We start from the raw sequence: 24,636 nt of genomic DNA on the forward strand, positions 1-24,636 counted from the left end.
GGAAAGAACCCGGCCTTTTCGGCAGGTTCAGTTCCGGCAGAGCACCAACACGGTGTATTGAGAAGCCTCCTCGTCGATCCTGGTCGGGCTCTTGATGTTGGTTATGGTGTTGTAGGAAGGCGCAAGGCCGAGGTCCTCCATGAACTCCGCCATCAGCTTGCCCCTGACCGCGAAATTCACGTTTTCCGGCAGGTCACCGGCCAGTTTGAGCGTCTTGAACTTGTCCAGGCGAGACACAACGGTGCCGACGACGGCTCCCGTCCTGTCCAGAACCGGGCCACCTGAATTGCCTGGCTGTACCGGTGCTGTCAGCATGAAATGGCGGCTGTCGCCCTTGACGCCTGCCAGCGACGAGATCATGCCGGGAGTGAAATTCAGGTTGTTGTCCAGGATCTGGGCAAAGGGATAGCCGATCACGAAAATCTCCTCTCCGCGAACGATCGGCTGTTTTGAGCGGAACTGCGCGACATGATCCGACTTGCCGCTGTCGAGCTGCAGGATCGCTAGGTCGTTTTCCGTGTCCGCCTTCACCAGCCGCGCAGTTCCGTGGCCCGGAATATCCAGCGAGCGGCAGTTGCCGACCACATGCGCATTGGTGCCGATATGGCCTTCGGTCGTCAGGAAATAGCCGCTGCCGGAGGAGGAGGTCTGGCGGCCGATAATATCCTTGCGTGCTCCCTTGGGAAGTGGATCGCGACTGTTGTCCTCTTCCAGAACCTGAAGGCCGGGAGCTGATGTGACCGCGTCCAGCTTCTCGTCGTCTGCTCCATCGTAAAACGTCATGCTGTTCGACATGGCAACTGCCACGCGATCCATGAAGACGGCATGGCGTGCCTGCCAGGCAAGCGAAAAACCGCGGCTGTCAGAAGAGGTTTTCATCATGCGCAGGTAGAAATCCCGTCCATCCTGCCGACCGGAGACGACGAAGTAGTCATTCCGGAACTGCTTGTGCTCCACGGTCCGCCCGTCGCTGGTATCGGTCAGGCGCTTGTAGAGCGCCGCGTAGTCGGTTTCTTCCGCCGAAACCTGCAGGGTTTCCAGTTCGATGCTGTTGTCGTAGGCCCGCCAGAGGTGCCCGCGCGGCGTCTGGGTGGACGGTTCGAAGAGCTTGCCCGGAACGCCGAGCTGCAATCCGGAAACGGCGTCCTTGTAGGTTTCAAAACCGACCCGTTCGACAAGGTCGAGACCATCGCGCTGGAGGATCTGCATCTGCTCGTCGTCGAGCACACCGTTCGGGGTGAAGTCCCGGTGCTTCTGGAAAGTTGTGAGCGCGTTATAGGTGAGCCTGCCGAAGGTTCCGTCCACCTGTGAGGCGTAGTCTCCCGTAAAGACCAGCAGGAACTGGATCCGGACCCGTTCTCGCCAGTCCCTGGCATGGAACCAGTCCTTGGACTGATCGTAACCTGCCTGCACGGTGCCGGCTGATACCAGCAAAAACACGATGGCATGAAGAAACGAACGCATAACCAGCTCCCCTTGGTCGCGTTCCACATTTTAGCAAAACGGCGATGATGGAAACAGGCTCGCCCTGCTCAGCCGGGGATATCTCGCGATAAAATTCCGGAGGCGGTGTTCAGATGGAGCGGCCTGAAAAACCATGTTTCAAAGCGGAACAACATCGACCTTGTGATCGGTGGTTTGAGACCCTGACGTGCGCAACACGCCTTTTACCGGTGCGGCGTCTCCGTAGTCGCGGCCATGCGCGACAACGATGTGATCCTGCCCGACCCTGAGGGCATTGGTGGGGTCATATTCGATCCAGCCGATCTCGATGCCGCACCAGGCCCTGACCCAGGCGTGCATGGCATCCGCACCTTCCAGCCGTTCCTGGCCTTCCGGCGGAATGGTCCGGAGAAAGCCGCTGACGTAGCCTGCCGGAATGCCGATACTCCTGAGGCAGGCGATCATGATGTGCGAAAAATCCTGGCAGACGCCATGACGTCGCTCGAACGCCTCAATGGCCGGAGTATCGACTGTTGTGGCCTCGGCATCGAAGCGCATGTCCGTGTTCAAGGCCTTGCCGATGGCTTCGACGGCGGAAATCGTGCTCATGCCCGGGACGACATGGTCCTGCGCATAGACTGCAAACGCGGGGTCGAGGGGAAGACGCGGCGAGGCGGAAAGAAAATGGACCGGCGCCCTAGGGGCAAGCGACTGAACGCCGGAGAGCTCCCTTGCCAGGGCGTGCAACGGCGGTGAAATGTCGAGTTCTTCCGGCACCGCGGTTCTGTCGATACGGGCCTTCAGCTTGAAACTGAGTTCGCTGTGGCTGCGCCGGTAGGCAACGTCGGTGACAGCATTGCCGAAGAAGTCCGTCCGGTCGTGACGCTCAGAAGGGCCAGGCACGATATGGATCTGCCCCGCCATCAGCTTCTGCTCGCCGGGAATGGTCGCCGGCATCAGCCGGAGTGCATGATGTCCGTAGTTGGCCGGGCTGGCATAGTCGTAGGTGATTTCAAGCGTTACATCGTAATGCACGGGCGCCTCGCGTCGGGCGTGTCGGGTGAAAGCGACCGTCCGTTACCGGATATAGGCATCGGTCAGCTCCACGGAGAGATAGGAAATCTGATCGCGAAGATCGGCAAGAGAAGCCGGTGTCAGTGTCTCCGGGGTGGCGATTGCCAGAAGTGTGTGAACCTGCAGGACGGAGCGGGCCAGTTCCGAAAGATGCCCGTTTTCCGTCGCGTTGGGCAGCACGCCGATATGGTCTTTCATGTCGGTCAGCTGGTAGAGCACTGCGCGCGGGTTCTTGGTGTCCATCGCCAAAAGGTCCAGCACGGTGGCATGGCTGAGAGAGACCGCATAACGCCGGCTCATCGACATGGCGCTGTCGCCAACCTCAAGCAGCAGTTCAAGAGAGCCTTCCGGTGCGTCTTCGTCGGTAAAGACCGACAGGAGGTCAGCCATCCGGTGGGCGCGTTCCAGTGCACGGCCGATGGACAGGAAACGCCAGCCGATAAACCTGTACATGTTTTCATGCACAAGACCCGAAAAGCCGGTGATCTTGCGCAGCAGCAGGCCCATGGCTCTGGTTACGTCGGCATTGTCGCGCATCGTGCGCTTGGCGCCATTCGCGGCCTGGGCAAGGTCGTTCAGCGCCAGCCAGCCATCGACGGAAAACCGGTCGCGCACCTTCGCAGCGCTGGCGACGGCCGATTGCAGCATGTCGCACAGGCCATCGGGAACCGGCTCGACAGGCGCCATGCCGATCTTGTCCAGATATTCCGCCGTCAATGCCACAAGCGGGGCTTCCGGGTCCGCCGTTTCCATCAACCGGGCATGATAGGCACGCAGCAGCCGCACCGCGCCTTCCGCACGCTCCACGTAGCGGCCGAGCCAGAACAGGTTGTCGGCTGCGCGCGATGGCAGGGAACCGGTCTGTGATTTGAAGAACGGCGATTCCGTCTGGTGGAGCAAGGTTTCCTTGTGCGGCTTCTGACCGCCGACGATCCACACATCGGCCGCCGATCCGCCCGCCTGCATGGCGATCGCACTTGCATCTTCCGTTTGTCCGATCCGGGCAAAGCCGCCAGACATGACTTCCCAGCCGTTGGTCGTTCGGGCCAGGAAGACGCGCAGGCTCATCGGCCGGGGGACCAGAAGCCCGTTGTCATAAGCAGGCGTCGTCGACAGGGTCACGGCTTCCTGCCCGACCAGCTTGTCGCTCTTGCTGTCGATCCAGGTTTCCAGAATGCCCTTGTGGAACTTGTCGAAATCCTTGCCGATAAAATCGGTATGGGAGGATGTGAAAGGCAGCGCGGTCGACAGAGCGGGGCTGAACATCATGCCTTCCGCATTTTCTTTCACGTAGGCTTTGGTTCCCTCTTCACCGCACCACCAGGTCGCGACGTTCGGCAGCTTCAGCGGCTCGCCGAGCAGGTGTTCGCTGATGCGCGGCAGAAAGGCAAGGAGCGCGCGTGTTTCCAGAATGCCGGTGCCGAGCGCATTGATCATGGTGACTGCGCCGCTGCGGACCGCCTGAACAAGACCCGGAGTGCCGATGTGAGAGGTTTCGTTCAATTCCACCGGATCGGCCCAGGCGGCATCAAGGCGCCGCCAGAGAACGCTGACGGGTCTCAGCCCGGCGACCGTGCGAACCATCAGCTTGCCGTTTTCAACTGTCAGGTCCTCACCTTCCAGCAGCATGAAGCCGAGATAGCGGGCGATGTAGGCATGCTCGAAATAGGTGTCGTTCAGCGGGCCTGGTGTCAGGATCGAAACGCGGCTTTCGCTTTCTCCACGCAGCTCGACCAGGTGGTCGCGGAACCGCCGGAAAAACCCGGCGAGCCGATGGACATTGGCACGGGCGAAGAACTCGTTGAAGACGCGTCCGGTTGCGACCCGGTTTTCCAGTGCGAAGCCGGCACCGGAAGGCGCCTGTGCCCTGTCGGACAGAACCCACCAGGTTCCGTCCGGCCCGCGGCCGATCTCGAACGACAGGAAGTGCAGGAATTGTCCGGATTTCGGCTTGATGCCCACCAGTGGACGCTGCCACTCCGGACTTTGCGCAATCAGGCTTGCCGGAAGATAGCCGTTGGACACCAGCCTGTTGTCGCCATAAAGATCGGCGACAACCTGTTCCAGAAGTTCGGCGCGCTGGGTCAGACCGTCTGCAATCACCTGCCAGTCGTCCTGGCTGATGATCACCGGAATATGGCTCAACGGCCATTCCCGCTCATTCGCCCCGTCCTGCCCGTATTGACGGAAATAGACCCCGGCATCGTTCAGATACTGATTGCCGCGCGCGAAACGCTCGGTAATTTCCTCCGGCGTCAGAGCGCTTAGATGCTCCAGAAACGACCGCCAGACCGGTCTTACCCGGCCATCAGGGAAGAGCAGCTCGTCCGAAACATCCGGAAAGGGACGATAGGCCTTCAAGAGGCCGTAGCGAAGCGCTCCGGGTTCTGCGTTTTCGTCCAGGCTCATGCATCGTTTCCAGTCGGCGGGGCTGCCGGTTCGTCAGACATTCTGCGGTCTGCGCAGGTCCAACGTCAACGGAAACTCCGGATGTGGCCGTTCAAGCCCCGGAAGATAGAGCCCCGGCGTATGGCCGTGGGGCTCGAACCTTGCAAGGCGGCGGGCTTCTGCCTCGTTCCCGTTGACAGGAAACGTGTCATAGTTCCGTCCGCCCGGATGAGCAACATGATAGACGCAGCCACCAAGGGCCCGCCCGCTCCAGCGATCGAAGATATCGAAGGTCAGCGGGGCGTCGACCGGATGCACGGGGTGCAGCGCCATGGCCGGTTGCCAGGCCTTGTAACGGACACCGGCAACCGAAACGCCGTTGGTCTCGGTTTTCCTGAGCGGCAAGGTCCGCCGGTTACAGGTGACGGCGTAGCGGTCCGGATCGCTGGTGGTGAGCTTGACCTGCAGACGTTCGGTGGAGCTGTCCGTATAACGCACGGTGCCACCTATGGCGCCGGTCTCGCCCAGTACGTGCCAGGGTTCCAGCGCCTGTCGAAGTTCAAGGTGAACACCATCGACCTCGAGTTCTCCGCAGAAGGGGAAGCGGAATTCGGCCTGGGCTTCGAACCAGTCCGGACGCATCTGAAAACCGTGATGCTCCAGATCACCCAGGACGTCGAGAAAATCGGTCCAGACATAATGCGGCAGCATGAACCGGTCGTGCAGGGCCGTGCCCCAACGTGTCAGGTTGCCGGATAGTGGCTGCTGCCACAGGCGCGCAATGAGCGCCCTGAGCAACAGCTGCTGGGCAAGGCTCATGCGCGGGTCCGGCGGCATTTCGAATCCGCGGAACTCGACGAGGCCCAGCCGTCCTGTCGGGCCGTCGGGGGAATAGAGCTTGTCGATGCAGATTTCCGCCCGGTGGGTGTTGCCGGTGACATCCACCAGAAGGTTCCGCAGCAACCGGTCCACCAGCCAGGGGAACGGCGTTGCCCCTTCATGAGGGCGGTGGATCTGTGACAGGGCGACTTCCAACTCGTAAAGGCCGTCATGACGGGCCTCATCGACGCGCGGTGCCTGAGAGGTCGGGCCGATGAAGAGGCCGGAGAACAGGTAGGACAGGCTTGGATGGCGCTGCCAGTGCAGGATCAGGCTGCGCAGGAGATCAGGCCGGCGCAGGAACGGACTGTCGAGCGGCGTCGCGCCGCCAACTACCACGTGGTTGCCGCCGCCGGTGCCCGTGTGCTTGCCGTCGATCATGAACTTGTCGGCACCGAGCCGCGACTGCCGGGCTTCCTCATAAACGCCTTCGGTGATCGCGACACATTCCTGCCAGCTGGATGCCGGATGGATGTTGACCTCGATGACGCCCGGATCCGGTGCAACGCGGATGACATTCATGCGCGGGTCGGGCGGGGGCGGATATCCTTCGATATGAACCGGCAGGTTCAAGTCAGCCGCGGCAGATTCCGCCACCGAGATGAGTTCCAGATAGTCCTCGATCCGTTCCACCGGCGGCATGAAGACGCAAAGACGTCCGTCGCGAGCTTCCACCGACAGCGCTGTTCTGACCGATGCTCCGCCAAATTCGTCATCTGTCAGGGTTTGTTCCCGCCGGTCCTGCTGGCCTTCGCTGGCGGTGAAATGGGCGACATCCTGCCTGCGGTCAGCGCGCGGGCCCGCAGGAAACTCCGGCAACGGATCGCGCGGCACGGTCGGATCGGCGATGTTGGTGTAGGGATATTGGGCCGGTGGGACATGGGGCAGGGATTCCAGCGGCAGGCGGTAGCCGACAGGGCTGTCTCCGGGAACGAGGAACAGCGCATCACGGCGCAGCTTCCAGCGCTCGGATCGCCAGCGGTGTCCGCCGGCTTTCGATTGCCAGCGCTGGATCGGCAGCACATGTCCGGCAGGTTCGGTCAGCCCACGGTCGAAGACACGGGCAATACGATGCCGGGCCTCGGCATCCTCCAGCTTGGAATTTTTCGGGGTGACATTTTCCGGAAGGTTGGCTTCCTTCACCAGCCACACCGCCGGGTCTTCATAGGCGGCCACCACGTGGTCCGGGTCGATTTCCAGCTTCGTTGCGATCTCCTGCAGCAGCGCTGCGGCCTGATCTGCGCTGGCCTTGGTATCGTCGCCTTCTTCCGCGATCAAATCCGGATCATGCCAGATCGGTTTTTCGTCGCGGCGCCAGTAAAGCGAGAAGGTCCAGCGGGGCAGGGTTTCACCCGGGTACCATTTCCCCTGGCCGTAATGCAGGAACCCTCCAGGGGCAAAGCGTTCACGCAACCGGCGGATCAGAATGTCTGCCTTCTGGCGTTTGGTCGGGCCAACCGCGTCGGTATTCCATTCTGCGGCTTCGAAATCATCGATCGAGACGAAGGTGGGTTCGCCGCCCATGGTCAGGCGGACGTCCTCCTGCGACAGGATCCGGTCGACCTTGGTGCCGAGCTGATTGAGTGCCGACCAGGCATCGTCGGAAAACGGCTTGGTGATGCGCGGATGTTCGGCGACGCGGGCCACCTTCATGTCGAAGGCGAAGTCGACCTCCGCCTTGCTTGCCATGCCGACAATCGGGGCGGCGTTGACGTAATGCGGCGTCGCGGCCAGCGGAATGTGGCTTTCGCCTGCCAGAAGGCCGGAGGTCGGATCGAGCCCGATCCAGCCAGCACCCGGCAGGAAGACTTCGGCCCAGGCATGCAGATCGGTGAAATCGTGATCGGTGCCGGAGGGGCCGTCCAGTGCTTCCAGATCCGGCTTCAGCTGGATGAGATATCCGGAGACAAACCTTGCGGCGAAACCGAGATGGCGCAGCGCCTGCACCAGCAGCCAGGTGGAATCGCGGCAGGACCCGGTTCCTTTCTCGAAGGTTTCTTCCGGTGTCTGTACGCCAGGCTCCATGCGAATGACATAGTTGACGGTCTGGGAGACCTTGGCGTTCAGCCCGACGATGAAGTCGACGGTTCTCTGGCGATCCTTCGGGACCGTTTCCAGGAACGCGGTCATGCGCGGGCCGGTCGGGTCGAGGCGACGGTAGATCTGAAGATCTTCACGAAGTTCCGGCGGATAGTCGAAGGGCCATTCCTCCGCGCTCTCCTCGATGAAGAAATCGAAGGGATTGTAGACGGCCATGTCGGCGACCAGATCCACTTCGATCTTGAATTCGCGCACAGGCTCGGGAAACACGAAGCGGGACAGCCAGTTGCCGTAGGGGTCCTGCTGGTGATTGACGAAGTGACCTTCGGGCGAAACCTTCAACGAGTGAGACAGGACCCGGGTGCGGCTGTGAGGGGCCGGCCGCAAGCGGATAATCTGCGGGCTTAAGGTAACCGGACGGTCGTATCGGTAATGGGTCAGGTGATAAATGCTTGCACGAATTGACATTTACAGGGCCCCGGTATTTGTCCGTTTTAAAGCGCGAGTGTCAGGTTTTCACAAAATCAAACGCATAACCACGTCTTTCTGTAGGCAGTTTCGCCTCACGAATGGGCTGCAAGCATCTTGCGAAAGCAGAAGGCCGGGAACCAGGTGAAATCTCGTGTTGCCGGTCAGGGTTCGTTAAACACGATGCAATCCTTCCGGCGAAGCCGGCTCTGACAAGCGCTTTTCCTGTGCTAATTTCGGATTGATTAACACAATCGGATCAAGGTGCCGGCAGCCAGCGAACGGCCAGCAGGCGGCAGGTCTGTTGCGGCCGGGTTTCAGGCAGGACTGCCTCGGAAACCGGTTTCTGGCAATCTTTGGATATGCGCCAATAAAATGTGCGTAAGTGGTTGCCACTTCTGCAGAACATATTTGTGGTGGCTAATATGATGCCGGGGTTGGTCCAGGCACTGTTTCGGTGCGATCGGCTGGCCCCCATGTCAAGGTCCCGTTCGGCTTTCGAACATTCAACCGGTGCTGCGGTGAATGTCCGTGATCTGAACCGGGGCCGTTCTTGCGTGAAGAGCTGCAAGAACGTGACGGGCAAGGATGAAGAGCGAAGGATAATGATGTTCGTCAGACTGCTGTGCATGGTGTGGTTTTGGGTGGCAGCCGGCGTGGTCCAGGCGGCGGACTTCCGCGTGACCTTCATCAACCCGGGTGGTGAGACCGGTTTCTGGGGCGACGTGTCCAGGACCATGATGGCGGCTGCTGCCGATCTGAACGTCGACCTTGAAATCCTGTACGCCGACCGGCGTCCCTACGGCATGGAAGAGCTTCTCAGTCTCCGGCTGGAACAGGGGGAGCTGCCGGACTATTTCATTCTGGTCAACGAGAACCAGGCGGCTGCCCGTCTGATGCAGCTTATGGAGGGCCGGGAGAGCAAGGTTCTGTTCCTGCTCAACAAGCTGACGCCGAAGCAACGGGTCGACCTGGAACGCAGGAACATCGATCTTCATGGTATTATCGCCTCGGTCGTTCCGGACAATGAAACGGCCGGTTACGAGATGGCACAGTCGTTGTTTGCCGAAGCGCGGCGGCTCAACCCGGACGCAAGGGAAATCCGGTTGCTGTCCCTCACTGGCGATTCAACCACGCCTGCCGGATTGCAGCGGGAACTCGGTATGTTGCGGGCTGTGGCAGACAACAGCGACGTCAAACTGGTCCATGCCATTCCGGTCGACTGGAGCGAGGAACTTGCTTTCGCGCGGACGAAAAGCGTTTTGAACCGCACGCGAATTGACGTCGTCTGGGGTGCGAACGATGACATTGCTTTCGGTGCACAGCGTGCTGCAACCGAAGCAGGACTGACCATCGGCAAGGATATATTGTTCGCCGGGTTGAACTGGTCGAACCGCGGCATGAACGCGGTACGGTCCAACGAACTGACCATGACCCATGGCGGGCATTTCTTTGCAGGTGCCTGGGCGATTGTGATGCTGAGGGATCATTTCTTCAGAAGTGTTCAGGGTGAAGTCTTCGTCGATGTCGTGTTCAAGATGTCGCCGATCACCGCTCAGAACGTCGAGCTATATCTCAGCAGGCTTGGTGACGGGAATTGGGACAAGATCGACTTCGCCCGGTTCTGCAAATCGTCTTCCAATCATAGTCACTACGATTTTTCAGCTGACGCCATTCTGGAAGCCGCCGGTAGTTGACCGGCGTGCCGGACGGAAGCGGACGGCTGTTGTTCCTTTTCTCGTAACACTTTGAATTCTCACCTATCCAAGTCTGCTGTCCGGACGGTATAGATGCCTTGGAAGGGCCATTTGAAGAGCCCAGCGGGAGAGAGCCATGAGCGACGAAGCCGAACCGGGCAAAGCCTATAATCCGGAAACGGAAGGCGCCGAGATGCGCTTTGCGGACAAGATGTCCTATGGCGACTATCTGGGGCTGACGCAGATTCTGAATGCACAGGCACCCTTGTCGGACGCCTCCGACGAACTGCTTTTCATCATTCAGCACCAGACGTCGGAATTGTGGATGAAGCTCATGCTGCATGAGCTGAACGCCGCTCGCGATGCGATTGCCGACGATCACATGCCGCAGGCGATGAAGCTTCTTGCCCGGGTCAGCCGGATCATGGAGCAACTGAATTCTGCCTGGGATGTGCTGCGGACAATGACGCCGAGCGACTATACCCAGTTCCGGGATGCCCTCGGCATGTCCTCGGGCTTTCAGTCGCTGCAGTACCGGCTGATCGAATATGCGCTGGGCAACCGGAATACGGCAATGATCCGGCCGCACGAGCACGACGCGCATAGCGTTGCCCTGCTGAATGCGGAGCTTGCCCGCCCCAGCCTTTATCAGGTCGTGCTGGCATTCGCCCGCCGCCAGGGTCTCGATGTGCCGGAGGACGCCATTGCGGTACCTGCTTCTGCTCCACATCTCGAAGTTCCCGAGATCATGACGCTCTGGCAGAAGGTTTACCGGGATCCGTCCGCCCATTGGGCACTTTACGAGGTCGGTGAGAAACTGGTTGATCTGGAGGACTACTTCCGCCGCTGGCGCTTCAATCATGTCACCACCGTGGAACGGGTGATCGGCTTCAAACGTGGAACCGGTGGAACCGGCGGCGTCAGTTACCTGAAGCGCATGCTGGAAGTCGAACTCTTCCCTGAGCTCTGGCATTTGCGCACGGCGCTCTGAAACAGGCTGCGTCTCGTCATTCTTGGACGAATTGCATGTTTGCCATCGGCGTTTGTGCCGATAGAGTGTCGTTTCAAGAGCCCCGCAAGCGGGCTCAAGGGACTGAAGAGGGGATTTCCTATGTTGAAACAATTTGCTGCGGCCGCCAGCCTGGTGGCCATTCTGGCGGGAGCGGCACAGGCCGAACCCGTCAAGGTCGGCATGATCACGACCCTGTCCGGCGGTGGTGCAGGTCTTGGCATCGATGCACGTGACGGCTTCATGCTGGCGGTCAAACAGGCCGGCAACACGGATCTGGAAGTGATCATCGAAGACGACCAGCGCAAGCCGGACGTCGCGGTTCAGCTTGCCGACAAGATGATCCAGTCGGACAAGGTCGACGTCCTGACCGGCATTATCTGGTCGAACCTGGCCATGGCCGTCGTGCCGTCTGTCACTGCCCAGGGCAAGTTCTATCTGTCACCGAACGCCGGTCCGTCCGCTCTGGCCGGCAAGGGCTGCCATCCGAACTATTTCAGCGTTGCCTATCAGAACGACAACCTGCATGAGGCCGCAGGCGCCTATGCCAAGGAAGCCGGTTTCAAGAAGAGCTTCATCCTCGCGCCGAACTATCCGGCCGGCAAGGATTCGCTGACCGGGTACAAGCGCTACTACGACGGTGAACTGGCGGGTGAGATCTACACCAAGCTGGGCCAGACCGACTATGCGGCCGAGATTGCCCAGATCCGTGCATCGGGCGCCGACAGCGTGTTCTTCTTCCTGCCTGGCGGCATGGGTATCTCCTTCCTGAAGCAATATGCCGACAGCGGCGTCGGCCTTCCGGTCGTTGGTCCGGCGTTTTCCTTCGATCAGGGTATCCTGCAGGCGGTTGGGGATGCTGCGCTGGGCGTGAAGAACACGAGCCAGTGGAGCAAGGATATCGACAACGATGCCAACAAGGCCTTCGTTGAAAGCTTCCAGGCCGAATACGGCCGCCTGCCGTCGCTTTATGCGGCCCAGGGCTTCGATACGGCCAACCTGCTGCTGTCGGCCATGGCCAAGGCGGATGTGACGGACGCAGACGGTTTCCGCGCAGCGCTTGAAGCAGCTGACTTCCCATCCGTGCGCGGCAAGTTCAGCTTCGGTCCGAACCATCATCCGATCCAGGACATCTATGTTCGCGAGGTGATCAAGGAAGGTGATGTCTATACCAACAAGATCGTCGGAACGGCCCTGACCGATCACGGTGACGCCTATTCAGACGAGTGCAAGATGTAAGACCCGGCGGGTTTCTCTACACAATGTGAAAGGCGCAGTCTCCCGCTGCGCCTTTTTCTTTTTGAAATCGTGAGAGACCCGGCTCGCGCTTAGCCGGAAGTATGGGGCTAGGTTCAATGACCTTTGCTGGCGAAATTACACCTCACCTGACTTCGGTCTTTCCAGGGCTTGCCCCTGTAATCCGCACCTTGACCATGCCAGCCGGGGCTGCGGTTTGGCCCAAGGGCAACGGCATGGATCCCATGGTCGAGCCATGGGATGACGGGGAGCGAGTGGGAGAATAGAGGGCATGGATACGGCGATACTTTGCCCGGCGTCCGTCATTGCAGGGTTTGACCCTGCAATCCCTGCCGTGCCCTCAGCGAACGGAGTGGGTGTGATCTGAAGCGTCCTACTTCCCGAAGACTCCGGCGTCGATCATCTGCTGGAACATCTCTTCCATGGAGGTTTTCATCGGTCTGTAGGTGACGCCGAGGGCGCGTTTGCTTTTGGAATTGTCGGCGCGCCATTTCACGTCGACGTTGTTGGTGACGAATTTCCGTGAAATACCGCCGACGATCGGCCCGACCAGCCAGACGATCCATTTGGGTAGCGACTGGCGAGGCACCGGATAACGATCGCCGTATTTCTCGATCAAGGCCTTGCCGAGTTCCAGAATGTTGGTGTCGTGGCCGGAGATGATATGCCTTCCCTCGGCCTCTTCCCGGAAGCCGGCCTCCATGTGTGCCCTGGCAAGGTCACGCACATCCACGACGCCAAGGCCAAGTTTCGGAGCGCCCCGTTTCATGGTGCCGTCGCCCATCTGGCGGACGATGTTGAAACTTTCGGATGTCGGCCTGGCGTTAAGGGCCGGACCGATCACCAGCGACGGATTGACGGTGACCAGCTCGAAGCGATCCTGAGCCCTGGCGATCTTCCAGGCTTCCTGTTCCGCAAGCGTCTTGGAATAGCTGTAGGGCTGGTATTCGAGAGAGGCGGTGGTGTTCCAGACCTCCTCCGTCAGTTTGCCGCCCGGGGCTTTAATACAGTCGATTGCATCCGTGTAGATGGCCGCGCAGGAGCTGGTGACGACCACGCGTTTGACACTTGCAGTCCGCGTGGCGGTTTCCAGAACGTTCCGGGTACCTTTCACCGCGGGCGCGATCAGCTCCCTCTGCGGGTCCGTGACCGATGTGGTGAAAGGGGAGGCCGTGTGGAAGACGATGGCACAGCCTGCCATCGCCTCGGCGTAGGAACCTTCCTCCAGCAGGTCGGCTCTGAAAAAACGCAGGGTGCCCGGAGATCCGGCCGCAATCTCCTGAAGGTGTGCGACCTTGTCCTTGCGGTCCGGGTCACGGACAGCAGCGTGCACCGTAATTCCGGCATCGAGCAATTCCTTCACCAGCCAGCTGGCAACATAGCCCGTGGCACCCGTTACCAGGACCGGTGCATCGGTGGAAAGTGAAGTCATCGGATCTGGTCATCCTTCCTTTGAAGGCCGCTCTTGCGCCGGCAGCTTGTCCAAGCAGTGAGATAGCCGCTGGATGGTGTGCGTCAACACAGGAATTGGTTCGGCCATAGATGCCCGACCCGCAGCTACTGAGTGTCTGCCGATCGTTAAGACCTGCCCGGCGGGCGTCGTATCCGGGGCGTAGACAGGCTTGAGACATGGGCGAGCAGGTCACGCTGCAGTGCAAAGTCAGTATTCGGATTTCGTTTTGCGATGCAAAACGAACCTCAATAGAAGTATGATGTAGAAAAATATGAAAGACTCGAAACCCGATTTCGTGCTACATCTGATGTCAAAATTGTGCCACACTGACGGTGCTGGCCGACAGGCTGCCGGGTTTCCGGGTCAAGTGCAGGGGTCGGTTCTGTTCTTGAAAAGCCTTTAAAAACAATATTTTGCCACTCGTTTGAGTAGGCTTGATTATCTACTAAAAATTTAGTTTGACAACATGGCGATGCTGTGACCATCTATTCGTAGCCGGTTAATGACGGCGTTTAATATCTCACGGGAGGAGATGCAGATGCGTAAGTATCTACTCACCGCAGTCGCAGCTGGTGCTGTGCTTGCGGGGGCAGGGTCCGCTTTTGCCGATGAAGCAGCGGCGCAAAAGTGGATCGACCAGGAATTCCAGCCATCCGTTCTGTCAAAAGATGAGCAGCTTGCAGAAATGCAGTGGTTCATTAACGCGGCCGAACCGTTCAAGGGTATGGAAATCAACGTCTTGTCCGAAGGCATTCCGACGCACTCCTATGAGTCGGAAGTTCTGACCAAGGCCTTCGAAGAAATCACCGGTATCAAGGTCAATCACCAGATCCTCGGCGAAGGGGAAGTGGTGCAGGCCGTGCAGACCCAGATGCAGACCGGCCGGAACCTCTATGACGCCTATGTCAACGACTCCGACCTGATCGGCACCCATTCCCGTCTGCAGCTCGCCTACAACCTGACCGACTGGATGAACGGCGACGCCAAGGATGTCACCAACCCGGGTCTCGACCTGGAAGACTTCATGGGCACCCAGTTCACAACCGGCCCGGACGGCGACCTCTATCAGTTGCCTGACCAGCAGTTCGCGAACCTCTACTGGTTCCGCAAGGACTGGTTCGACCGTGAAGACCTGAAGGCAGCCTTCAAGGAAAAATACGGTTATGAACTCGGCGTGCCGGTCAACTGGTCCGCATATGAGGACATCGCCGAATTCTTCACCAAGGATGTCAAGGAAGTCGACGGCGTCCAGATCTATGGTCACATGGACTACGGCAAGCGCGCACCGGATCTCGGCTGGCGCATGACCGATGCCTGGCTGTCCATGGCGGGTGCAGGCGACAAGGGCGAGCCGAACGGCGTGCCGGTTGACGAGTGGGGCATCCGCATGGAAGCCGGCACCTGTAACCCGGTTGGCGCTTCGGTTTCCCGCGGTGGTGCTGCAAACGGCCCGGCGGCCGTCTACGCGATCCGCAAGTGGGACGAATGGCTGCGCAACTATGCGCCTCCGGGTGCTGCCAGCTTCGACTTCTACCAGTCCCTGCCGGCTCTCAGCCAGGGCAACGTTGCCCAGCAGATCTTCTGGTACACCGCGTTCACCGCGGACATGGTGAAGCCGAAGTCCGAAGGCAACAACACGGTTGACGATGAAGGCACGCCGCTGTGGCGCATGGCTCCGAGCCCCCATGGTCCTTACTGGGAAGAAGGTCAGAAGGTCGGCTACCAGGACGTGGGTTCCTGGACCATCCTGAACTCCACTCCGGTGGATCGTGCGAAAGCAGCCTGGCTCTATGCCCAGTTCGTGGTCTCCAAGACGGTTGACGTGAAGAAGAGCCATGTCGGTCTCACCTTCATTCGCGACAGTACCGTGCGTCACGAGTCCTTTACCGAGCGTTCTCCGAAGCTCGGCGGCCTGGTCGAGTTCTATCGCTCGCCGGACCGTGTTGCCTGGTCCCCGACCGGCATCAACGTTCCGGACTATCCGAAGCTGGCCCAGATCTGGTGGCAGCAGATCGGTGACGTGAACTCCGGCGCGTTCACGCCGCAGGAAGCCATGGACCGCCTGGCACAGGAAATGGACATCGTCATGGCCCGCATGCAGCAGGCTGACGAGCGCGCCAACGTCTATGGTGGCTGCGGTCCGCGCCTGAACGAAGAGTCGGATCCGCAAGAATGGCTGAACAAGCCGGGCGCGCCGAAGGCAAAGCTCGAAAACGAGAAGCCGCAGGGCCAGACCGTGAACTACGACGAGCTGGTCGCACGCTGGGCTGAAAAGTAAACCTGAGCGCGACGTGCAAGGGCATCGTGTCTGCCATGCAGACCATGATGCCCGGGCACCCATCACCCAACAAACCGGACCGGGGCATCTCCCCGGTCCACCACCGATCCGAAGCGACAGGGCGCGAAATCGATGTTTCGCCACTTGCACCTGTCCGGACGCGGGCGAAAAATAAATGTCTCTAGAACTTAAGAACGTCAGCAAGCGCGTTGCAGGCATCACCCATGTCAAGGAAACGAGCCTGACGCTGCATCCCGGTCACTTCAATGTTCTGCTTGGGGAAACCGGCTCGGGCAAGACCTCGCTGATCAAGCTGATGGCTGGTCTCGACAGCCTGGCGACAGGGCAGATCGTGCTCAATGGCAAGGACGTGTCCCGCCTGTCCGCGCAAAAGCGCAACATCAGCCTGGTGCACCAGTTTTTCGTCAATTACCCGCATATGTCTGTCTTCGACAACATCGCGTCGCCGCTGAAGGTTGCAGGTGTTGCCAGGTCGGAGATCGAAGGCCGGGTGGAAGAAGCGGCCAAGCTGATGAAGCTGAACCCGTATCTCAACCGCAAGCCGCATGAACTGTCGGGTGGCCAGCAGCAGCGCACCGCGCTGGCGCGCGCCATCGTCAAGGAAAGCGATGCGGTCTTCCTCGACGAACCGCTCGCCAACCTCGACTACAAGCTGCGCGAGGAACTGCGCGACCAGCTTCCGGAACTTTTTGCAGGCCGCGGCGCGGTCGTCGTCTACGCAACGTCCGAGCCTGAAGAGGCCCTTCTTCTGGGAGGGCACACGGCCCTCATGACCGACGGCAACGTGGTGCAGTTCGGCCCGACCGCCGACATCTATCGCAAGCCGAAGGATCTGGACGCCGCGAAGGTGTTCTCCAACCCGCCGATCAATGTCGCCCCGGTGACCAAGCGTGGAGACCTGGTGATCCTGAACGAGGTCACGAGCTGGCAGGCCACAGGTGCTGCTTCGGGTCTTCAAGATGGCGCCTACACCCTTGCGATCCGGCCCAATCACGTGATGCCGGTGGCAAGTGCGCATCATACCGTGAAGCTTGACGGACATGTACTGGTGACGGAGCTCAGCGGTTCGGAAAGCAGTGCCCATTTCGACATGGACGGCAACGCCTGGGTCTCTTTGTCACCCGGTGTTCATCCCTATTCCGTCGGCGAGGTCCACACTTTCTACCTGGATCCGAGCCATTGTTTCTTCTTTGCGCCTGACGGCCAGCTGGTCGCCTGAGGAGAGGACATCATGGCACAAATCAAACTCTCCAATCTGCGTCACAGCTACCAGCCCAATCCGGCGAGCGATGCGGATTACGCCCTGAAGAAGATCGACCTGACGTGGGATGACGGCGGCGCCTATGCCCTGCTTGGTCCGTCGGGCTGCGGCAAGTCCACGTTGTTGAACATCATTTCCGGCCTGCTGGTTCCTTCTGAAGGCAAGATCCTGTTCAACGATCAGGACGTCACCTCGCTGCCGCCGGCAAAGCGCAATATCGCGCAGGTGTTCCAGTTTCCGGTCATCTACGACACGATGACCGTCTACGACAATCTGGCCTTTCCGCTCAGAAACCGCGGGCGGGACGAGGACACGGTGAAGCGGCGGGTTGCCGCGATCGCCGAAATGCTGGAAGTCAGCGACATGCTGAAGGTTCGGGCGGCAAATCTTTCGCCGGACAACAAGCAGAAGATCTCCATGGGCCGCGGCCTCATCCGCGAGGACGTCAACGTCGTCATGTTCGACGAGCCGCTGACGGTGATCGACCCGCATCTGAAATGGAAGCTCCGATCCAAGCTGAAAGAGCTTCATCAGCGGGTCAAGGCGACCATGATCTACGTGACGCACGACCAGACCGAAGCGCTGACCTTTGCCGACCAGGTGGTGGTGATGCAGGACGGTGAAGTCGTACAGATCGGGACGCCAGTGGAGTTGTTCGAACGTCCGGCCCACACTTTCGTCGGTCACTTCATCGGCTCTCCTGGAATGAACGTCCTGCCCTGCGACGTCCAGAACGGGGCCGCGTTCTTCCGCGGTGAAAAGGTCGCGCTGGAAGGCCCGGTGACTGCCGCCGGCGACGGCGCTGCGGAGATCGGTGTCCGTCCGGAATTCGTCAAGGTGTCTGCCGACGGTGCAGGCATTGCGGCGAAAGTCCGCAAGGTTGCCGATATCGGCCGCCACAAGGTGGTCGAGGCGATCGCTCATGACATGCGTATCAGCGCCATTCTGGAGGGCGAAGCGCCCAATGCCGGAGACGACGTGATGCTCGACTTCAAACAATCCCAGACGCGTCTCTACAAGGATGGCTGGCTGGCGAGCCAGCCTGAGGGAGGGGCCCGATGAAAACGCAAAATCAACGCGCCTGGTTCTTCGTAACCCCGGTGCTCATTCTTGTCGCCTTCAACGCGCTCATCCCGATGATGACCGTGGTGAACTACTCCGTTCAGGAAACCTTCGGCGACAACCTGTTCTTCTGGCAGGGGCTGGACTGGTTCGAGCAGGTGCTTCGCTCGGAGCGTTTTCACAATGCGCTCGGACGGCAGTTCCTGTTCACCTTCCTGATCCTGATTATCGAGGTGCCGCTTGGGGTCGCGATTGCGCTGTCCATGCCCAAGAAGGGCTTCTGGGTGCCGTTCTGCCTCGTCACCATGGCCTTGCCGATGCTGATCCCGTGGAACGTGGTCGGCGCGATGTGGAACATCTTCACACTGCCGGATATCGGTCTGCTCGGTTACTTCCTGAACCACACCCTGGGCATCTCCTATGACATGACCCAGAACCCGATTGCTGCCTGGGTGACGATCATCGTCATGGATGTCTGGCACTGGACATCGCTGGTGGTGCTCCTGGCCTATGCCGGTCTGGTTTCGATCCCGAACGCCTATTATCAGGCGGCGGAAATCGACGGAGCCTCTCGCTGGGCGGTGTTCCGCTTCATCCAGTTGCCGAAGATGAAAACGGTGCTGACCATTGCCGTGCTGCTGCGCTTCATGGACAGCTTCAACATCTATACGGAGCCTTTCGTGCTGACGGGCGGTGGTCCGGGTAACTCCACGACGCTGCTCTCGATCGATCTTGTGAAGATCGCGCTGGGTCAGTTCGACCTTGGACCGGCAGCCGCCATGTCCCTCATCTACTTCGCCATCACGTTGTTCGCCTCCTGGCTGTTCTACACGCTGATGACGATGAACGACAACAAGTCCTGAGGAGAACCGTCATGCGCCTGAAAAGCCTGGTTCCCATCCTGTACATTCTCTTCCTGATGTTGCCGATCTACTGGCTCGTCGCGATGAGCTTCAAGACCACCAACGAGATCCTGTCCGGGTTCACGCTGTTCCCGCAGACCTGGACCTTCGCCAACTACATCGAGATCTTCACCGATCCGACCTGGTACTGGGGCTACATCAACTCGATCATCTACGTGACCATCAACACGGTCATTTCGATCACCGTCGCGCTGCCGGCAGCCTATGCTTTCTCCCGCTATTCCTTCGTGGGCGACAAGCACCTGTTCTTCTGGCTGTTGACAAACCGGATGGCACCGGCTGCCGTCTTCGCGCTGCCCTTCTTCCAGCTCTATTCCGCCGTCGGCCTGTTCGACACCCATCTTGCCGTTGCACTGGCACACTGCCTGTTCAACGTGCCGCTGGCGGTCTGGATCCTGGAGGGTTTCATGAGCGGGGTGCCGAAGGAACTGGACGAAACCGCCTATGTGGACGGCTATTCCTTCCCGCGCTTCTTCATGACGATCTTCCTGCCGGCCATCAAGTCCGGCGTCGGGGTGGCCGCCTTCTTCTGCTTCATGTTCTCCTGGGTGGAAATGCTGCTGTCCAAGACACTTACCGCCGTCGAGGCGAAACCCATTGCCGCCGTGATGACCCGAACCGCTTCCTCCGCCGGTTACGAACTGGGTCTGCTGGCGGCCGCCGGGACCCTGACCATCATTCCCGGCGCCATCGTCATCTATTTTGTCCGTAACTACATTGCCAAGGGCTTTGCCCTAGGGAGGGTATGATGCTCGGTTGGATGGCCTGGACCCTGCCGACGGCTCTGCTGTTCGTCGGTATATTCTCCGCAATCGGGGTGCTGACCGCCCTGGAAGTGAAATTTCCCGGTGGCGCTGCCCGGCGCGGTGTCCTGGGACTGGAAACGACCCGGGGCGACCGCCTCTTCATCACCTTGCTCGGAACGGCCTATATCTTTCTGGCCTGGCTGGGCCTGGTGGGCAACCCGCTCTGGTGGCCGCTCGCCCTGAGCATCGGTTGGGGCGTCTTCTGCTTCTGGAAAGTCTGACGTGAATAAAGGCGCGCGGGTTTCCCGCGCGCTTCGTCCATCAGGTGGTCTCGATCAGGGGAGAAACCCGAACACCTTCGTCGACTAAAGACATAGTAATTTCCGATATTCTGGTGCATGAATAGATGCGTAAGCCACATCCATTCCGCAATCGGTGCAGGACTGTAATGAGAAAGCGTAAGAGCAACGAGTTTTTGACCGAAGTCGAACTGGAGTTCATGACCGAACTCTGGAAACTCGGCGAAGGTTCCGTGCGGGACATCCTTGCATGTCTGCCGCCGGAGAGAAAACTCGCCTATACATCCTGCGCCACCATCATGCGGATCCTGGATGAAAAAGGCTTCGTGGACAGCCGCAAAGAAGGCAAGACATTCATCTATTCCCCTCGGCTGACCAGGGATACCTACCAGTCCCGATCTCTCCGAAACCTTTCAGAAAAACTGTTCGACGGCACGCCGGCGTCACTCGTGGCCCGGCTTGTCGATGAATACGAACTATCGGGAGACGATCTGGAGGAAATCAGAGCGTTGCTGGACAGGAGGAGGACAGATGACGCTACTTAACCAGATTTTCGATATCTATATCGATCTGAACATCACACTGGCCATTACCGCAATGGTGTGGCTGAGCGCCAAACTTCTGCTGGCCCGTTCCGGCAAGAAGGTCGACTTTTCCGTACAGCTTGGGCTGCTGAACGGCTTGTTCGCCCTGATCCTGCTAACACCCTTCGCCGTCATGGGCTACCAGCACATGCTGTCGGCGGAGGTGGTCCCGCGGACCATGTCCGTCAACCTGGCCGATTACGCCGTGTCGCAGTACCTGCGTGGCGGCATCGCCATTTCGGCGGAAGACTTCCAGTCACTGCTTGGACTGCGCACGCAGATCAGCGAAACGATCCTGACCCTGTCTACCGGTCTGGGTACCGGGATTGCTTTGGCTTTCGTGGCCGGGTTCAGCTATTTCGCGCTGAAGCTTGTCGTCAGCTTCGTCCGATTGTACCGGGTGCTGGCAACCTGCCATGAATGGCGGAGCAATGGCCGTGTGCTGCTACTGCTGTCGGATCGCGCAATGGTGCCGTTTTCTGCACGTGGGCTGAGGCGCCACTACGTGGTCATTCCGTCCGACCTGCTGGCCGAGCCGGAAGACCTGAAGCTGGTGCTCAAGCACGAGTTCCAGCATCTTCGCCAGGGCGATGTCACCTGGGAAATCGGGCTTGAACTGCTGCGCCCGCTGTTCTTCTGGAACCCGTTCTTCTACATGTGGAAGTCGGAAGTCGAGCGTCTGCGTGAACTGGCCTGCGATCAGAAAGTCGCCGAAAACGCCCATGTGGACCTGAGGTCCTATTGCATGTGTCTGCTCCGGGCGGCCCAGGCGGGGATTCGCAAGCGTCAGGACAAGGAAGCGCGCAAACGTTCCGTCGGGATCGCAGCCGTTGCCCTTTTGGAGGTGCAGGACAAGCTGCTTCGCCGTTCCCCGGCCGCGAAACTGCGCCGCCGGGTGGAGGCCTTGCTGGAAACCAATCGGGTTCGTCCTCATTGGGGCGTTACCTGCCTGGCCGTGTTGCCCATGGTGGCGGTGGTTTTCCTGTCGGCACTGTCGATCCAGAAACCGGCGGACTGGAGCCAGGACCGGCTGATGCTGTCGGCCATCATCAATCTGGAACGCCTGGAAACCAGAAACGGTTCGAACGGGCAGCAAGCCTACAATACCTTTGCGCAGCGCCCGCTGCGCTGAGTGATCCAAAACTGCTCCGGGCGGAAGGTCGTCCGGAGCAGGGGCATTCCCCCTCTGTTCCGCAAACCTTGAGGCCTTGCTCCGGCGAGCGACCTCAGGCTCCCGTTCGTGCTGCGCGTGCCTCGACTGCGGGTCATTCAAAAATATCCATCTGGAAATCATTCGCCATTCAGGTGATTACTGAACCGTGCCTGCACAGGGGCGGTGCCTCGTGGCTGGCGAGAAATGAAGTTCATCGTCGGCGGCGGTGTCGGGCAATCCAGAGATCTTGAGCGCGTGCAAGAAACAGGTCCATCCAGGTCAGCCAAATCCATACGGATCAGGGGTCTTGTCCAGGGCGTCGGGTTTCGGCCGTTTGTCTGGCAGCTTGCAAGGGGCCTGGGTCTTGCCGGTCATGTTCTGAACGACGGCGCAGGTGTGCTGATCGAAGCAAGTGGTGACGAGCGCTCGCTTGACTTTTTTCTGAGCCGTCTGCAATCGGACGCGCCACTGTTGGCACGTATCGACCAGGTTGCCGTGTCCGATCTGGCGGGTGCGCCCGATGCCAGAGATTTCAGAATTCTGCCGAGTGAAGAAGGCAATGTCGCCACTGGCGTGGTGCCGGACGCCGCAACATGCCCGGCATGCCTGGCCGACATCCGCAACCCGGCCGACCGGCGTTACCGCTATGCCTTTGCCAATTGCACCCATTGCGGACCGCGCCTGTCCATTCTGCGGCACATTCCTTATGACCGGGCCTCGACAGCCATGGCGGCCTTTGAAATGTGCCGGGCGTGCCGCAAGGAATATGAAGACCCGGCTGACCGACGCTTTCATGCCCAACCGATTGCGTGTCCGCAGTGCGGGCCGAAACTCTGGTTTGAAGACAAAGACGGACGTGCCGTTGATGGCGACCCTGTCGTTCTTGCCGCCGAGCGACTCAGGCGCGGCGCCATTCTGGCGATCAAGGGTCTTGGCGGGTTTCAGATAGCGGTCGATGCAGGCAATCAGAGCGCCGTTGAAAAGCTGAGGCTGCGCAAGCACCGTCCGGTGAAGCCACTTGCCCTTATGGCGCGGGATCTGGACCAGATCCGGCATTTCGCCTTGGCTGATGCAAAAGAGGTGGCGCTGCTGGAAAGCCCGGCGGCACCGATCGTTCTTCTTAAGAAAGCGGGGGCACCACTGGCGCCCGGTATCGCCGGTCCGTTCGACCGGCTGGGTGTCATGCTGCCGAACACCCCCTTGCACCATCTGCTGATGGCCGAGCTCGAGGGGCCGATCGTGCTGACCTCCGGAAATCTTTCCGAGAACCCGCAGGAAACACAGAACGAATGTGCCCGGCAGAACCTTGCAGGCATTGTCGACGGGTTCCTGATGCACAACCGCGACGTGGTCAACCGGCTGGATGACAGCGTCGTTCGTCAGGATCGATCCGGCGTTTCCATCCTGCGCCGCGCGCGCGGATACGCTCCGTCGCCGATCCGTCTGCCCACTTCTTTCGAGGGGGCGCCGAAGGTTCTTGCTTTTGGGGGAGAGCTGAAGGCGACCTTCTGCCTTCTCGACGGCCGCAATGCAGTTCTGTCGCAGCATATCGGCGATCTTGAAAACGCGCCGACCCTTGCGGACTACAAGAAGATGCTGAGGCTCTATCTGGATCTCTACCAGTTCGAGCCTGATATTGTTGCCGTCGATGCACATCCTCAATATCTGTCGACGCGGACCGGCGAAGACTTTGCCCGGGAGCGTGGCCTGCCGCTGGTTCGGGTGCAGCATCACCATGCGCATCTCGCGGCCTGCATGGCTGACCAGGGGCAAGACCAGGCGATGCCAGGGACCGTTCATGCCGTTGTTCTGGACGGGCTAGGCTGGGGTGCGGACGGGACGGTCTGGGGCGGTGAAATCCTGCAGGGAAGCTACGGCGGCTTCGCGCGGCGCGGCCATATGCGGCAAGTGCCGTTGCCGGGAGGAGAGGCCGCAAACAGGGAGCCCTGGCGCAATCTGGCTGCGCAACTGTTTACTGCCTTTGGAGTGAACTACCGCGCCAACCTGGTGGGAACCGGTCTGGAAACCAGGTTTGCCAGCCATCAGGCAAAGCTGCTTGATCAGATGATGCAGAAAGGTGTCAACGCACCGATGACGTCCTCTGCGGGACGTCTTTTCGATGCCGTGGCTGCCGCGCTTGATATTTGTCCGGACAAGCAAGGCTTCGAAGGTGAGGCTGCGATGCAGCTGGAGGTGCTGGCGCGAGCCTCCGTGGCTGGCAAGGAAGGATATCCGGTGGGGGTGACGACGTCGGAGACCGTATTGCTGTCGTTCGACGAGGTCTGGCCTGCGCTTCTTGGCGATCTCAAATCGGGGGTGGGGTATGAGACTATCTCCGCGCGCTTTCACCAGGGCCTGATCGACGGCCTTGCGCGCGGCCTGTCGGCTGCAGGCGCAAGACCATCCGGCAAGGTCGTTCTTTCCGGCGGCGTTTTCCAGAACGCCTTCCTGCGCGACGGCCTGACCGAGAGACTGGAAGCGGATGGCTACACCGTTCTCAACCACAAACATGTGCCCGCCAACGATGGCGGCCTTGCGCTCGGTCAGGCGGTGATCGCGGCAAATTTGCAAGCGCCCTGAACCTTCGATGACTGATTTTTT

General features: G+C 59.9%; 17 protein-coding genes. 12 read left to right on the forward strand and 5 right to left on the reverse strand.

Features of this window, described 5'->3' with window-relative positions; all coding sequences use genetic code 11:
• Nucleotides 1–27 precede the first annotated feature (27 nt).
• The 4 genes from FIV05_RS11640 to FIV05_RS11655 all read right to left on the reverse strand — a co-directional run bounded on the left by FIV05_RS11640 (nucleotide 28) and on the right by FIV05_RS11655 (nucleotide 8,292).
• Nucleotides 28–1,464, reverse strand: a complete 1,437-nt coding sequence (locus FIV05_RS11640; RefSeq protein ID WP_152509655.1) for a serine protease — start codon at nucleotides 1,462–1,464, stop codon at nucleotides 28–30.
• Between the two features lie 138 nt (nucleotides 1,465–1,602).
• The gene (locus FIV05_RS11645) at nucleotides 1,603–2,478 is read right to left on the reverse strand and encodes a transglutaminase family protein (protein ID WP_023003057.1); all 876 of its coding nucleotides are present in this window, start codon (nucleotides 2,476–2,478) and stop codon (nucleotides 1,603–1,605) included.
• A gap of 42 nt (nucleotides 2,479–2,520) precedes the next feature.
• Nucleotides 2,521–4,926: a circularly permuted type 2 ATP-grasp protein gene (locus tag FIV05_RS11650; protein ID WP_152509656.1), complete on the reverse strand. Its 2,406-nt coding sequence runs from the start codon at nucleotides 4,924–4,926 to the stop codon at nucleotides 2,521–2,523.
• A gap of 33 nt (nucleotides 4,927–4,959) precedes the next feature.
• Nucleotides 4,960–8,292: a transglutaminase family protein gene (locus FIV05_RS11655; RefSeq protein ID WP_152509657.1), complete on the reverse strand. Its 3,333-nt coding sequence runs from the start codon at nucleotides 8,290–8,292 to the stop codon at nucleotides 4,960–4,962.
• A 605-nt stretch (nucleotides 8,293–8,897) separates the two neighbouring features.
• On the opposite strand from FIV05_RS11655, the gene FIV05_RS11660 reads away from it, so the two are divergent.
• From FIV05_RS11660 to FIV05_RS11670, 3 genes are all read left to right on the forward strand, one after another.
• Nucleotides 8,898–9,989: an ABC transporter substrate-binding protein gene (locus FIV05_RS11660; RefSeq protein WP_209009947.1), complete on the forward strand. Its 1,092-nt coding sequence runs from the start codon at nucleotides 8,898–8,900 to the stop codon at nucleotides 9,987–9,989.
• A 136-nt stretch (nucleotides 9,990–10,125) separates the two neighbouring features.
• A complete protein-coding gene (gene kynA, locus FIV05_RS11665) occupies nucleotides 10,126–10,980 on the forward strand; it encodes a tryptophan 2,3-dioxygenase (protein WP_152509659.1) in 855 nt (284 codons plus the stop codon).
• Nucleotides 10,981–11,100: 120 nt separating this feature from the next.
• Nucleotides 11,101–12,237 (forward strand): ABC transporter substrate-binding protein, encoded by a 1,137-nt coding sequence (locus FIV05_RS11670; RefSeq protein WP_152509660.1) that lies wholly within the window; start codon nucleotides 11,101–11,103, stop codon nucleotides 12,235–12,237.
• Between the two features lie 391 nt (nucleotides 12,238–12,628).
• Here the strand turns inward: FIV05_RS11670 and FIV05_RS11675 are convergent, their stop codons facing one another.
• Nucleotides 12,629–13,687 (reverse strand): NAD-dependent epimerase/dehydratase family protein, encoded by a 1,059-nt coding sequence (locus FIV05_RS11675; protein ID WP_152509661.1) that lies wholly within the window; start codon nucleotides 13,685–13,687, stop codon nucleotides 12,629–12,631.
• A gap of 559 nt (nucleotides 13,688–14,246) precedes the next feature.
• Between FIV05_RS11675 and FIV05_RS11680 the strand changes: the two genes are divergently transcribed.
• From FIV05_RS11680 to hypF, 9 genes are all read left to right on the forward strand, one after another.
• On the forward strand, nucleotides 14,247–15,986 hold the full coding sequence (locus FIV05_RS11680; RefSeq protein ID WP_031270305.1) for an ABC transporter substrate-binding protein: 1,740 nt from the start codon (nucleotides 14,247–14,249) through the stop codon (nucleotides 15,984–15,986).
• Between the two features lie 175 nt (nucleotides 15,987–16,161).
• The gene (locus FIV05_RS11685; RefSeq protein ID WP_152509662.1) at nucleotides 16,162–17,226 is read left to right on the forward strand and encodes an ABC transporter ATP-binding protein; all 1,065 of its coding nucleotides are present in this window, start codon (nucleotides 16,162–16,164) and stop codon (nucleotides 17,224–17,226) included.
• Nucleotides 17,227–17,238: 12 nt separating this feature from the next.
• On the forward strand, nucleotides 17,239–18,330 hold the full coding sequence (locus FIV05_RS11690; RefSeq protein WP_152509663.1) for an ABC transporter ATP-binding protein: 1,092 nt from the start codon (nucleotides 17,239–17,241) through the stop codon (nucleotides 18,328–18,330).
• Entirely contained in the window at nucleotides 18,327–19,193 is an 867-nt protein-coding gene (locus FIV05_RS11695; RefSeq protein WP_023003068.1) for a sugar ABC transporter permease, read from the forward strand. Before FIV05_RS11690 ends, FIV05_RS11695 begins: the two co-directional genes overlap by 4 nt.
• Nucleotides 19,194–19,204: 11 nt before the next feature.
• Entirely contained in the window at nucleotides 19,205–20,002 is a 798-nt protein-coding gene (locus tag FIV05_RS11700) for a carbohydrate ABC transporter permease (RefSeq protein ID WP_023003069.1), read from the forward strand.
• Nucleotides 19,999–20,280, forward strand: coding sequence for a DUF2160 domain-containing protein (locus FIV05_RS11705; protein WP_023003070.1), 282 nt, complete (start codon nucleotides 19,999–20,001; stop codon nucleotides 20,278–20,280). The genes FIV05_RS11700 and FIV05_RS11705 overlap by 4 nt, the downstream gene beginning before the upstream one ends.
• A gap of 167 nt (nucleotides 20,281–20,447) precedes the next feature.
• Nucleotides 20,448–20,843: a BlaI/MecI/CopY family transcriptional regulator gene (locus FIV05_RS11710; RefSeq protein ID WP_023003071.1), complete on the forward strand. Its 396-nt coding sequence runs from the start codon at nucleotides 20,448–20,450 to the stop codon at nucleotides 20,841–20,843.
• Complete coding sequence (locus FIV05_RS11715; RefSeq protein ID WP_152509664.1) at nucleotides 20,830–22,014, forward strand: M56 family metallopeptidase; 1,185 nt, start codon at nucleotides 20,830–20,832, stop codon at nucleotides 22,012–22,014. Before FIV05_RS11710 ends, FIV05_RS11715 begins: the two co-directional genes overlap by 14 nt.
• Before the next feature lie 225 nt (nucleotides 22,015–22,239).
• Complete coding sequence (gene hypF / locus FIV05_RS11720) at nucleotides 22,240–24,615, forward strand: carbamoyltransferase HypF (RefSeq protein ID WP_152509665.1); 2,376 nt, start codon at nucleotides 22,240–22,242, stop codon at nucleotides 24,613–24,615.
• The last annotated feature ends 21 nt before the right edge of the window (nucleotides 24,616–24,636 follow it).

Origin of the sequence: Labrenzia sp. THAF191a, assembly GCF_009363335.1 — a bacterium.
Lineage (GTDB): Bacteria > Pseudomonadota > Alphaproteobacteria > Rhizobiales > Stappiaceae > Roseibium > Roseibium algicola.